This window comes from Mesorhizobium montanum, assembly GCF_033977145.1.
GTDB classification, from domain to species: domain Bacteria; phylum Pseudomonadota; class Alphaproteobacteria; order Rhizobiales; family Rhizobiaceae; genus Mesorhizobium; species Mesorhizobium montanum.
In genome coordinates this window covers 57720-70172 of sequence record NZ_JAVIJF010000033.1, presented here as the reverse complement: position 1 = coordinate 70172, position 12453 = coordinate 57720, and the positions used below count along the sequence as shown (strand labels likewise).

The 12453-nt window shown below is 60.5% G+C and carries 9 protein-coding genes and 2 pseudogenes; 5 read left to right on the top strand and 6 right to left on the bottom strand.

Going from position 1 to position 12453, the window contains the following annotated elements:
* Positions 1-387 precede the first annotated feature (387 nt).
* Positions 388-1209 (bottom strand): DUF1236 domain-containing protein, encoded by an 822-nt coding sequence (locus RFM68_RS31475; protein ID WP_320236859.1) that lies wholly within the window; start codon positions 1207-1209, stop codon positions 388-390.
* Between the two features lie 545 nt (positions 1210-1754).
* On the opposite strand from RFM68_RS31475, the pseudogene RFM68_RS31470 reads away from it, so the two are divergent.
* Positions 1755-3515: pseudogene (locus RFM68_RS31470) on the top strand (thiamine pyrophosphate-dependent enzyme).
* A gap of 638 nt (positions 3516-4153) precedes the next feature.
* On the opposite strand, the gene RFM68_RS31465 reads toward RFM68_RS31470, so the two are convergent.
* From RFM68_RS31465 to RFM68_RS31445, 5 genes and pseudogenes are all read right to left on the bottom strand, one after another.
* Positions 4154-4579 carry a hypothetical protein gene (locus RFM68_RS31465; RefSeq protein ID WP_320236858.1) on the bottom strand — a complete coding sequence of 142 codons (426 nt, stop codon included), beginning with the start codon at positions 4577-4579 and terminating at the stop codon, positions 4154-4156.
* A 323-nt stretch (positions 4580-4902) separates the two neighbouring features.
* Positions 4903-5713: pseudogene (gene ku / locus RFM68_RS31460) on the bottom strand (non-homologous end joining protein Ku).
* 691 nt (positions 5714-6404) lie between these two features.
* Positions 6405-7142 (bottom strand): AI-2E family transporter, encoded by a 738-nt coding sequence (locus RFM68_RS31455; RefSeq protein ID WP_320236857.1) that lies wholly within the window; start codon positions 7140-7142, stop codon positions 6405-6407.
* 12 nt (positions 7143-7154) lie between these two features.
* Complete coding sequence (locus tag RFM68_RS31450; protein WP_320236856.1) at positions 7155-7355, bottom strand: hypothetical protein; 201 nt, start codon at positions 7353-7355, stop codon at positions 7155-7157.
* A gap of 81 nt (positions 7356-7436) precedes the next feature.
* Positions 7437-7703 carry a hypothetical protein gene (locus RFM68_RS31445; protein ID WP_320236855.1) on the bottom strand — a complete coding sequence of 89 codons (267 nt, stop codon included), beginning with the start codon at positions 7701-7703 and terminating at the stop codon, positions 7437-7439.
* A gap of 199 nt (positions 7704-7902) precedes the next feature.
* Between RFM68_RS31445 and RFM68_RS31440 the strand changes: the two genes are divergently transcribed.
* From RFM68_RS31440 to RFM68_RS31425, 4 genes are read left to right on the top strand one after another with little or no spacing between them, the layout of a single operon-like run.
* Positions 7903-9009: an NAD-dependent epimerase/dehydratase family protein gene (locus RFM68_RS31440; RefSeq protein WP_320236863.1), complete on the top strand. Its 1107-nt coding sequence runs from the start codon at positions 7903-7905 to the stop codon at positions 9007-9009.
* Positions 9006-10079: an NAD-dependent epimerase/dehydratase family protein gene (locus RFM68_RS31435; RefSeq protein ID WP_320236854.1), complete on the top strand. Its 1074-nt coding sequence runs from the start codon at positions 9006-9008 to the stop codon at positions 10077-10079. The genes RFM68_RS31440 and RFM68_RS31435 overlap by 4 nt, the downstream gene beginning before the upstream one ends.
* On the top strand, positions 10076-11368 hold the full coding sequence (locus RFM68_RS31430) for a TIGR04295 family B12-binding domain-containing radical SAM protein (RefSeq protein ID WP_320236853.1): 1293 nt from the start codon (positions 10076-10078) through the stop codon (positions 11366-11368). The genes RFM68_RS31435 and RFM68_RS31430 overlap by 4 nt, the downstream gene beginning before the upstream one ends.
* Before the next feature lie 23 nt (positions 11369-11391).
* A complete protein-coding gene (locus RFM68_RS31425; RefSeq protein ID WP_320236852.1) occupies positions 11392-12453 on the top strand; it encodes a glycosyltransferase family 4 protein in 1062 nt (353 codons plus the stop codon).

Genomic DNA, 12453 nt, shown 5'->3' with positions numbered 1-12453 from the left:
CGAGCGCGCTGGATGGATCCGCAGGCAGCCCGGCGTCGCGCGCAGCATTGAACTGCTCCTCGATCCCGACAGCCTGCCCAAGCTACAACCCATCGAAACCGTCAAATCCTCTGTGCACAGGTACTAGTGGCACCGACGATCTTGACCCCGCAGGAAACAGATCCGACCTTCATGAAGCCTTTCCAAATGGCGCGCGGTACAATCATCGAAGCTCACTCCGTCTGAGACTATTTGGCGCATCTCGACCGTCGCCGCTCGCAGCCATATCTTGCCGCGCGTGAACGATGTCGAACCGACGCCCCGCGGTCTGCGTAGCCTTGAAGTTCGCATCAGCGCGAAAGAGTTAGGCCCACCATCCCCTCGTATGGCAGGCACCTCCACAGCCAGCTAGCTGAGAACAAGGACGATCTTGTATGTATTCGGATCGACAATCACGATCCGGCCGTCGGCGAGTACGAAATATTCGTAGCCTTCGTAAGCCGGAACAATCTTGACGATCCGTGACGGCAGACGATGCAGTTTGACCTTCTGGCGCGGGATCTCCACACCGACCGAGATATCGAAGTCAATATTGGAAACCGGCTCGACGTTGCTTTCCTTGATCACACTGGTTATTTGTGTCTTCTGTTCGACCGTGACGTTGTTGATCGAGGCAGTCTTGCCTTGATCCTGCTCGTTGGTCTGGGTGCCTTGGGCCTGGTTGGTTGTCGCGCCGGTCTTGCCCTGGGCCTGTTCATTGTTCTGCACATTGGTGTTGCCCTGGGCCTGGTTGCTTGTCGTGCCGGTCTTGCCCTGGGCCTGCTCATTGGCCTGCGTCTGGGCCTTGCCCGGGGCCTGGTTGGTTGTCGCACCGGTTTTGCCCTGAGCCTGCTCGCCAGTATTCGAACCCTGCTTGCAGTTCTTCCTTCCAGCCGGACAGTTGGTCTCCGACTTACCTTGAGCCTGCTGCTCCGTGGTTGTCCCGGATTTCCCTTGAGCCTGCTTGTTGGTTTGAGCCTTCATATTTCCCTGTGTCTGCTGTTCGGTGCTGGCGCCGGCTTTGCCTTGCGTCTGCTCGCCTTTCGAATCCTTTTTTTGGCAATTGGCGGCACCAGTGGTGCAGTTGGTGTTTGCGCCGGACTGGTTATCGGCAGGCTGCTCCGACTGAGCGAGCGCCGCTCCGCAACTGACGCCAAGCGCCAGCATGCTGGTGATCAAAACGTGTCTCATGGGTCATCTCCTTGGATAAGAGCGAGTCCCTTCGCCGGTAGAACCTTAGCCAAAAAGAATTGTTCCAAAGGAGGTTCGGTCGAATAGGTGCGCTTGAACGTGAAGGTGCCGCGACGCCAAGCAGGCCAAATCTGCATAACGCGGATCAGGCTCCGCCTCCCTCCATCGGATGCGGTAGGAATGCAGCGCTACCTCGGCCAGTGAGGATTTTCAAATGTCGGCGCCACCTCGTCGAAATATCTCGTTCAACGATCCTGGCGAGCTCCAGATGTGCCACTGGAACCGCGCGAATGCGCGGCCGTTCTGGCGGACAAATTCCTCGCCGCGCTTCGTCGTCATGAACACTGATACCAGAATGCCCTCGCCTGCTCCAAGGACGGCTCGCAGGCGCACCGGGGCGGATTGTCAGGCCAGCGCTCAGATAGGCCACCCGCAAAAGACCCGATCCCACGTGATGTTCCTCAACTCTGCCGCCGTCGGCTGCGGTGCTTAAAGGAACCAACGGTCGTCCTATCGGTTCGGAGGCCATTCAGCGGAGCCTTGCCATGCCAAATGCAGCGGAAATTCTCGTCGACACTTTGATTGCCTGGAAAGTCGAGGTCGTATTCGGTCTGCCTGGCGACGGTATCAACGGCATCATGGAAGCTCTGCGGAGAAACCAGGACAGAATCTCCTTCGTCCAGGTGCGTCATGAAGAATCTGCCGCATTCATGGCCTGCGCCTACGCCAAATGGACCGGAAAGCTTGGCGTGTGCCTTGCCACATCCGGACCCGGCGGCGCCCACCTTCTGACCGGCCTTTATGATGCCAAGCTCGATCAGGCTCCCGTGCTCGCGATCACCGGGATGCAGTTCCACGATCTCATCGAGACGTTCACCCAGCAGGACGTCGACCTTACGCGGGTCTTCAATGACGTAGCTGTATACAACGTGCAGGTCTTGGACGCGGCGCATATGGAGAACGTGGCAAGCCTTGCCTGCCGCACCGCGCTCGCCCGCAAGGGCGTCGCTCATCTTTCTATCGCCAGCGACATCCAAGAGCAGCCTTCGGATGCGGCCAAGCGTTCAAAGCGCAACCGTCCGGCACACACGCCACAAGTCATGTTCGTCCCCCATTGCGTTGCCGAAGACGAGCAATTGGATAAGGCCGCAGCCATACTGAACGACGCCAAGCGTGTGGCGATCCTGGCGGGGCGCGGCGCTGGCGGCGCAGCGGCAGAGCTTGAGAAAACAGCGGAGCTGCTGCAGGCTCCCGTCATAAAGGCGCTGCTCGGCAAGGCCGTGCTCCCGGATGATCATCCCTATACCACCGGCGGTATCGGCATCCTAGGAACCTTGCCATCGCAGGAGGCAATGGAGACTTGTGATGCCGTTCTCATTGTTGGCTCAACTTTCCCTTACATCGAATACTACCCAAAACCGGGCTAGGCGCGCGGTGTGCAGATAGATTGCGACGCACAGCGCATCGGATTGCGCTTCCCCGTCGAGGCCGGCCTCGTCGGCGAAGCGGCGGAAACACTTCGGGCGCTCAACCGGCGGCTCAACCGCAAATCCGACCGTGCATTCCTCGCCGCGGCGCAGACGTCCATGCGCCAATGGCGAGAGATGATGCGCCAGTCGGAGCACGGCGAAGGCTATCCGCTCAAGCCGCAACTGATCGCCCGCGCATTCGGCGAACGGCTGGCCGACAACACCATATTGGCCACGGATTCCGGCCAGAACACGGAGCTTGCCGCACGTCATGTCGACCTTCGCGAAGGCCAGGCGTTCGGCGTCTCCGGCGCGCTGGCCTCGATGGCCTGCGGCCTGAGCTACGCAATCGCGGCCGGCATTGCGTTTCCCGGCCGACCAATAGCGGCTATTGTCGGTGATGGTGGGTTCGCCATGCAGCTCGGCGAATTCTCGACAGCCGTGCGCCACGGCATTCCGCTGAAGCTCTTGGTCATCAAGAACAACATGCTAAACCAGATCGCCTGGGAGCAGATGATGTTCCTCGGCAATCCGCAATTCGGCTGCGAATTGCAGCCTATCGATTTTGCCAAAGCCGCCGAAACAATGGGCGGCAAAGGCTTCAGCATCGAGTACCTCGACGAGGTCGAGCGCGTTCTGAACGAAGCCTTCGCCTCCGACGGCCCGGTCGTCGTCCAGGCGCTCGTCGACGCCTATGAGCCGATGATGCCGCCGAAGATGCCACCCGACTACGCCAAGAACTTCCGCAAGGCGCTTTCGCAGACCGCGGGGCGTGAACAAATCGAGGAGAACGTCGCTAGGGAGCCGGCCAAGACAATGATGAAGGCCGAGGGATGACGTTGCTGCGCGCGCCTGCGGTTTCAACGAGCTGACCAGTTGAAAAAGCTCACACGCTCGACTTTGTCCGGCGAACCGCGCCGAATGCTCGATGTCCATCTCGGCCGCTGCGGCATTCATGATCGGAAGATCCTGGAAGCGACGCGGATTCTAGGAATTTGCCTATGAGGACGGACGGCTGCCCGTTGCCGAAGGCCAAACGATATCGCAACCGTGTATCGTCGCTTTATGCTGGAAATGGCTGAGATCGGCCCTGGCAATCAGGTCGGCACAGGCTCCGGCCACGCCGCCGTCGTGATGAGCCGCATCGTCGAGCGGCACGCCGGATTTGCGGAGACCCGCGAGACGGCGCTTCGGGAAGCTCGGCTAGCGCAATATCGAGATGCGCACTGGCGAGGGTAGGGCTGGCCCGAAGCGGCGCCGTTCTATGCCATCGTCGTTGTGGCAAGCGGACTAGGCGCTCCATGCGATCAGCCAACGGGCAGGAAGAAATACATCAGGATCAGCACCGTCGGATCGTTCAGCAACGAACAGCGCTCCGGTCCTGACCTGCCTACCACTCTTGCGTGTTCCATGAGATTCGACGCCCGTTCCGGGGGCTAGCGCAACAGGCGCGATAGCGAATAGGTGAGATGCAGTCACTGCACGAAACGACTTCTCAGCCAGGCAAAAATACGATTGCCGGTGATATTCCTGCGGACCCGTCCGGCGGCCCAGCCGGCCTGCATCGTCGCGCCAGCGTGACAGCTGCAGACGATTTCATGCAATTCCCAATCCGAAAGTTGGAAGAAGCGCTTCGCTTCTCCGAAAGTATCCGATTGCATGCCCGAGGCCCGCAGCAGTGGATCCTCGAATGCAACTGTGATTGGGGATCCAGCCGCCCGTGCTTCTTCCCTGACCGCAGGATAAAGGTGCTCGGTGCCGGTGAGAGCGGTTAGGCAGCGTAGTGGGTTCCGCTCGAGCAGTTCTGCCCACCTCTCTATCTTTTGCGTCCTTGTCGTGAGCGGCGTGAGCGGTTTGATATCCGCGACTGCGTACAATTGGTCTAGTGTCTGGTGTTTCATGACTGGTCTCCCGTCTATGCTTGTCTGACCGGTTGTCCTGCGGGGGGCTGCAGGCGGCGTCCGAGGGGTACTGCCCGCCGATCCTCGGCAAGCGCCGATCAGCGGCGTCTGCACAGTAACTGACAGTCGCTCCCAATGTTCCGGAAGAAGATGGATTTTGCGCATTTGGAATGCGCTATCGCGAGAAGCTGGCGGAAGATCAAGCGATTCAGCAAGTGCAATGGCATGCATGGCATTTCAATAACGAATCATAAGCTCGACTGGATACAGTTGCGGGTCGGATCAGCGCCAGCGGTGATATCAACTCACCACGGAGACAGCGCCTATGCCGACTTGCTGCGGGACGCGGGAGCCTTGGTCTTTTTTCGTTTCGGCGCCACTCTGGACTTCGGTGACTTGGGTTCCTCTTCGGCTTCCGCGTTGAGGCTCTTCTTCAACGCATCGAAAAGATTGACCACGTTTGATGTTTGGGTTGCAATTTGGTTTTCGGCGCCTTCCTGCCGGCCTTCTTGGCGCGAACCAGTTCCAGCAGTGCTTCTTGGTATCTGTCCCGGAACTCAGTTGGATCGAACTTGCCTTTCTGCTTGTCGATGATGTGTTCGGCGAGATTGACCATCTCGCCATCCGGCATGCCACCTTCGATTTCGGCAAAGACGTCATCTGTGCGGCTCGACAACTACCGGGCGCTCCCTTTGATAGAGCACGATGCGGGCAAGGCCAGCTCTGCTTTTCGGTCAGCGCATCGCGGATCACGACAAAAGCCTCTCGCGACACCTTGTCGGCCGGCGTCAGGTAGTAAGGTGTGTAGAGATAGATCTTCTCGATCGAGGATTTGTCGGCGAAGCCATCGAGATCGAGCGTGTGCGACGATTCGATCTGCACCGCCTCGATATCTTCCTCTTCGATGAAAATAAATTCGTCCTTGCCGACTTCGTAGCCCCTGACCTCGTCGTCGTCGTCCAGCGGCTTGCCGCTCTTGGCGTCGACATAAAGACGGCGGACGCGGTTGCCCGTCCTGCGGTTGAGGATGTGGAACGAAACCTTCTCGGCCTGCGTCACGACCGTGGTCAATTGGACGGCGCAGGTTACCAGCGAGAGTTTGAGATAGCCGCTCCAGGCGGGACGCGGCGCCATTGCGATCTCCTTGACGACAGGGATGCAGCCGGAACGTGAACGCGCCGCTTCGGTTCCGATGTCGGACAGCCGGCGCATGGCGTCGGCTTCAGCTGGCCTGCACACCAACCGTCATCATTCTTCCAGGAGAGGTCCTAAAGCCTCGAGCGGCCGTAGCCGATCGGAAACGATTTTCAAAATGGCCAGCAGCGGAAATGCCAAAAGGGCTCCAGGCGCTCGCCACTTCCAGAACCAGAATATCAGCGACAGTATGACAACGCGGGATTCAAGGTGAAGCGGCGCGCCAGAAGGAAGGAGTGAGTGTCTCGCCCTCGACGATTGAATCAAAAAGTAGAGGGCTGGCGGAAGTAGTGCCTACCACAGGCCGTCGAAATCGAGCAATCCTACCAATAAGAATATTCCGACCCCCAACAAGGGGCCCAAGAAGGGAACGAAGTTGAGCAAGAGCGCCATCGTACTCCAGAGCAATACATCCTGAAGCCCGCACGCATACATCACTCCGCCGTGGCGACGCCCACTGCGGCATTCATAATGGTTATCGTCAGCAAATAGACGGATATGTCGCTTTCGATCTCTTGGAAAATTTCAATAGTCCGCCGCTTATCAGCGAAAGTCGGAAGTATCTCGACGAGACGCCTCAGGAAAGTATCGCCCGACTGCAGGAGAAAATAAAGAACAAAGACGGTCGTGATTAGACCGTCCAGAACAGCCTTTGTGCCCGCAAACAATGCTCCGGCAATACCGAGATCGCTTCGTACGTCGACGGTGGTACGCCCTTGCGGGGGCGCGTTGCGATTTCGTCGGCGACTTCGATGGCGCCCTGCAACTTGTGCATCGGGCCGCTCAGCGCCATCAAATGCGCTTCCAGCCGTGGCACGCCTCGCGGTAGCTTTTGAGCCCATGTCGCCGCTGGCCCGGACAATGCTGCCACCAGGCCGACCAAGATCCCGACCATCACGGCTATCGGCAAAATCGCGCCTAAATCCCCGGGGTACGAAAATCGCTCCAGCAGGGTCACAGCTGGCTGTAGAAGCAACTTAAGGAAGACGGCACGCACGAGCGGAAGCACTATGGCGCTCGCTGCAAAAGATGCGGCAAGGACAGCCAAGACGAAGAGACCGCCTGTGAAGAAAGTCACTACGCGCAGTCGTGCTGCTTGCCAGCTTTCGCGGTTTTGCAAAATGGGCTCGACCGTTCTACAGGCGACGGCGATGATTGTTTGAGCTCGGAGCGTCCGTTCTGCATTGAAGCCATTGCCCGCGTATTGAACGGGGAAGCGGCGCCGACGTTCCTTGCGAAGCAGAGATGGGCGAGCTTCGGGCAACAGCTTGGCATGATGCCGGATCAGGTCGGCAGCCGCCTGACTGATGTGGTCGAGAGTTACGAAAAGGAAACTCTCATGCCTCGGCCGCTGGATCTCCCGATTCAATCTCGGTTTTCGTCAAATATGTGTTCGTGAATGAATGATGCCCAGGATTTGCAGCCTCACCGCTTCGCGCGCCTCCGGCTGAATGAACGGCATGAGGAGATCGACCGTTTCCTTGACCCGCGGCGGCAGATCAGTGCTGGGATCGGTCAAGCGACTCCCATGATCATAGATGTTTTCGGCGAGCTTTTTATCCAGATCCGAAAAAGAGCCCACGGAAAAACTCCTGAACCTAACGCTGCAGAGCCCACGGAAAAGCTCCTGAACCTAACGCTGCAACGGCTGGGACCAAAGAACCTACCGGCCGCGCTCGACAAATTTGTTGAAGCGGCTCTTTCCTCCGCTCCCGGACTCATCCTGGTGGAGGAAAGCAAGAGCGTTCTCCTCGAAAATCCTGAAGAACTCATCCCACTCAACCGGTTCGAGAGCCTCCTCCGGATCGCCGAAGTCGACGCGCAGGATGCCGCCGGGGCCTTTTGTTCGAACCACCGCAGGATGGCCGCCCCTCGCCTCCACCCATTTGCGGATTTCGTCGTGATTGGTGGTCGTCTTCGCCTCGGACATTGGCTTACCCTTTCTCGCTGCGCGACCGGATGCGGCCCTAACACCGGGCACAGGCCAATGTTCCCGGTTGTGCGGCGGCCCGGCCGCTCGTTGTCGGGTGCGCATAGCAAGCGAGGACTTCAGGAACTTTGTTGAAGCCGGGAACAAACCTTTTGTCCGGCAGTTCGGGAACCCAACGCTAAATCCGCAAGGAGTTCTCGTGAAACGTGTCCTGGTTACGGGAGGCTGCGGTTTTATTGGCCGGCATGTCGCCCAGGAACTCATCGAACATGGCTATGAAGTCCGCGTGCTGGACGCTCTCCTAGACCAAGTGCATGGCAATGAAACCGTCAGCCTTCCAGCTGGCGCCGAGCTGATAAGAGGAGATGTGCGTGATCGAGACGCGGTCGCAGAGGCGGTATCGAATGTCGACACCGTCATCCATCTCGCTGCCGAGGTCGGCGTCGGCCAATCCATGTACGAGATCGCCCGCTATGTCGGCACCAATGATCTCGGCACCGCCACTCTGCTCGAGGCATTGATCAAGAAACCAGTCGAACGGATTGTCGTCGCTTCGTCGATGAGTATCTACGGCGAAGGCCTATACGAGACACCAGAGGGCCAGCGCGTCGATGATGCCCGCCGAAAGCCGGCCGACGTTAGGTCAGGTCGATGGGACCCGCTGTCGGCTAAACGCGAAATATTGTCGCCGATACCAACTGATGAAGAGAAGCGGCCTGACCTCGCCTCGATCTACGCGCTGACCAAGTATGCACAGGAACGCGCTGTGCTGATCTTCGGGCGAGCATATGACGTGGATGCGGTAGCATTGCGCCTGTTCAACGTCTTTGGCGCCGGACAGGCACTCGCCAATCCGTACACCGGCGTGCTCGCCAACTTCGCCTCGCGCCTTGCCAACGGCAAGCGGCCGATGGTGTTCGAGGATGGCAAGCAAAAGCGCGACTTCGTCCATGTGCGTGACGTCGCGCGTGCATTCCGGCTCGCGTTGGAGCAACCCCAGGTCGCTGGCCATGCCATCAATATCGGCAGCGGACGGTCCTACACGATCAGCGAGGTCGCCCGCCTGCTTGCAGAAGCGATGGGTTGTCCGAAGCGGCCACCCGAAATCCTGGGCAAGGCCCGCTCCGGCGACATCCGCAACTGCTTTGCAGATATCGCCAAGGCGCGCGAATTGCTTGGATTCAAGCCGAGGCATCAGCTTGAGAACTCCCTCGGTGAGTTCGCGGCTTGGGTTCGCAACACAGTGGTAATCGACCGCGGCGCCGACATGAAGCGCGAGCTTGAAGAGCGGGGGCTGGTGTCATGAGTGAGCGACATCGCAACGTTCGCAAGGCGCCGGTGGCGATTGTGGGCGGCAGCGGCTTCATCGGCTCCAATCTTGCCGACAGCCTGTTGTCGGACGGCGAGCCGGTGCTGGTCATCGACAATTTCAGCCGCTCCGGCGTCGAGCAGAACCTCGAATGGCTAGCGCAAAAGCACGGCAGCCATCTCAGCGTGGAAACGGTCGACATACGCGACCGGCACAGGCTGGCTTCGGCCTTGGCGCCGGCCAGGGCGATCTTCCACCTGGCCGCCCAGACTGCTGTGACCACGAGCCTGGTTGATCCTGCGGAAGATCTCGATATCAACCTCCAAGGCACCTTCAACGTGCTCGAAGGAGCGCGCCAGGTCAACGCACCGGTGGTGTTCGCCAGCACCAATAAAGTTTACGGCAGCCTGCCTCAGATAAAGCTGCGGGAGGCGGACGATCGTTACGAGCCCACCAACGAAGCCGTCCGTGCCTACGGCGTAGACGAGACGATCGGCCTTGATTTCTGCACGCCTTATGGCTGCTCAAAGGGCGCCGCCGATCAATATGTCCTCGACTACGCCAAGTCCTATGGCCTGTCGACCGCGGTGCTGCGGATGAGCTGCATCTACGGGCCGCGCCAGTTCGGCACCGAGGACCAGGGCTGGGTCGCGCATTTCCTGCTGAGCGTACTCAGTGGCCGGCCCATAACGATCTACGGCGACGGCAAGCAAGTACGCGACATCCTGCACGTGTCCGATGCGGTTGCCGCCTATCGCGCCGTGTTGGCCAGGATCGAAGACCTCAAGGGACATGCGTTCAACCTTGGCGGCGGACCGCGGAATGCCGTCAGCCTGCGCTCGCTTCTATCGGAGATCGCCTCGATGACCGGCCACGACATCATGCTCCGGCACGAACTCGAACGCGCCGGCGATCAGCCCTTCTTCGTCGCCGATACCCGCAAGATTGAGGCCGCGCTTGGCTGGCACGCGCAGGTCCCGTGGCGCGAAGGCGTCAGCGATCTTGCCTCCTGGCTATTGCGGCACCGTCTCCAACCGCGTCGTGAAGTCGCGAGGTACGTCGCATGAAAGTCGCACTGGTCAACCCGGATTGGACATACGACCACAGCATCTATTTCGGGTGCCGCAAGCCGCATCTGCCGCTGGAGCTTGGCTACTGCAAAGCCCTGCTGGAGGCCGACGGCCACAGCGTCATGATGCTGGATGGGCAGTTGCAAAAGCTCGACAACGCGGCGCTCGCCGAGCGTGTGGCGGTGTTCGGGCCGGACATGACGGTGGTGACGACAGCGCCGACCTACCTCTTCTGGCGCTGCGCGCCGCCGGAGTTACGGGTGCCGGCAGAATTCCTGAAGCATCTGGATGGTCGCGGCGGCGGCACCGTCGCCGTCGGGCCGCATGGCTCGGCGACACCGGCCCCAGCCCTGCGCAAGCTTGGCGTCGACGTCGTCGTGCGCGGCGAATGCGAGGAGGTGGTGGCGGAGCTCGCCAGGAGGAGTGACTGGAGCGCCGTCCCTCACACGGCCCGGATCGAGAGCGGCGTGTTGGCTTGCAATGGTGACGTGAGCGTCAGCCGCTTCATCGACCACCTGGCACTTCATTGGCCGTCCGACTGGATCGCCGCCCATTCGCACCACCATCATCGGTTCGACACGGCCCGGAAGGGCGCCGGTGCAGAGGTGGAGGCCTCGCGGGGTTGCCCCTACAATTGCAGCTTCTGCGCTAAGATCGATTTTCGAGATGCGTACAGGCGTAGGAATTACAACGCCGTCATTGCCGAGATCGACGGCCTGATCGCGCAGGGCGTCGGCTATATCTATTTCATCGACGAGATCTTCCTGCCGCAGAGAGCCCTGCTGGAGGCGTTGGTCGACCGTAACGTTCAATTTGGTGTGCAGACCCGTATCGATCTATGGAAACCGCAGCTGCTGGAATTGCTGGGCGAGGCCGGCTGCGTCTCCATCGAAGCTGGCCTCGAGAGCCTGACTGTCGAAGGCCGCGAAATGCTGGCCAAGCGCTGCCGGCTGGGTACCGAGGAACTTGCGGCGCTGCTGGTCGATGCCCGTCGCCATGTTCCTTTCGTCCAGGCCAATCTGATCGGCGTGGTCGAGGACGATCCGGCGTTGGTGGACTATTGGCGCAAGCACCTCATCGACAACGGCGTCTGGGCCAACGAGCCGGTGCCGCTCTACCCGTATCCAAGCTCGCCCAGCTACCGCGAGCTGTGGGGCGAGCCCGACGATTTCGCCTGGGAGCGTGCGCATGAGCATTATCTAGCCTCGTTCCGGACGTTCAGCGACATCCAGGACCAGCGACCGCGCGCGCTGGCCGAGTTGGAATCCTCATGCTGCAATCATTGATCCATCGCCCGAGGCGCATCCTGATGACAACCGACGCCGTCGGCGGGGTCTGGCGCTATTCACTCGATCTGGCGCGCGAGCTTGCTGCAGGGGGGGACACCGTCGTGCTCGCCGGGCTGGGGCCCCCACCCTCGGCGGAGCAGGTCCGCGAGGCACGATCCGTGGCCACGCTCGGATGGCTTGAAACCCCGCCGGACTGGATGACGCGCGACGAGAGCGATCTCGACTGGTTCCCTGACGAGTTGCAGGCCCTTGCAGGGGCGCACGCCGTCGATCTCATTCATCTCAACGCGCCGGCGCAGGCCGCCAGGCTCGATCTGCCATGCCCCATCGTGGCGGTCTCGCATTCCTGCGTCGTGACATGGCTGCATGCGGTGCACAAACAAATCGTGGCGGGCGACTGGGCATGGCAGAAAGGTCGCAACAGGGCAGGCTTCAATCGCGCCGAGGTGGTCGTCGCGCCGAGCCGAAGCCACGCCAGCATGCTTGAGACTTGCTATGGACCAATCGCGCGCCTGAGCGTCGTCTATAACGGCGCTCTCGCCGGCCCGCCGGCCTCGCGTCGCGAGCCGTTCGTCCTCGCCGCCGCCCGCTGGTGGGACGAGGGCAAGAACGCGACAGTTCTGGATGCCGCGGCTGCGATCACCGAATGGCCGGTCCATGCGGTGGGGCCACTTGATGGGGCGGATGGACAGAGGGTGTGTCTCGATCATTGCTTCTCGCCTGGCTCGATCAGCCATGCCGAGACGCGTCGGCTGATGGCTAGAGCCGGCATTTTCGTTTCGACATCGATTTACGAGCCTTTCGGGCTTGCTGCTCTGGAGGCCGCGCTCTCGGGTGCGCCATTGGTGCTCGCCGATATTGCGACCTATCGCGAGATTTGGGACGGCGCGGCCATGTTCTTCGACGTGCACGATCCTTGTGCACTCGCGACATGCATCGCCCACCTCGCGCGCGACGCGGATTTGCGGCACCACCACGGCCGGCGGGCAGCTCGGCGTGCACGCAATTTCTCACTGCGGGTGCAAGCGGCGCGAATGAGCGAAATCTACGATCGGGCGGCAGTAGCCGTCGCGGAGCACTGA

Coding starts and splice junctions, on each gene's coding strand:
- RFM68_RS31475 (WP_320236859.1), bottom strand. CDS start 1,209: ATGAGACACGTTTTGATCACCAGCATGCTGGCGCTTGGCGTCAGTTGC.
- RFM68_RS31465 (WP_320236858.1), bottom strand. CDS start 4,579: ATGAAACACCAGACACTAGACCAATTGTACGCAGTCGCGGATATCAAA.
- RFM68_RS31445 (WP_320236855.1), bottom strand. CDS start 7,703: ATGTCCGAGGCGAAGACGACCACCAATCACGACGAAATCCGCAAATGG.
- RFM68_RS31435 (WP_320236854.1), top strand. CDS start 9,006: ATGAGTGAGCGACATCGCAACGTTCGCAAGGCGCCGGTGGCGATTGTG.
- RFM68_RS31430 (WP_320236853.1), top strand. CDS start 10,076: ATGAAAGTCGCACTGGTCAACCCGGATTGGACATACGACCACAGCATC.
- RFM68_RS31425 (WP_320236852.1), top strand. CDS start 11,392: ATGACAACCGACGCCGTCGGCGGGGTCTGGCGCTATTCACTCGATCTG.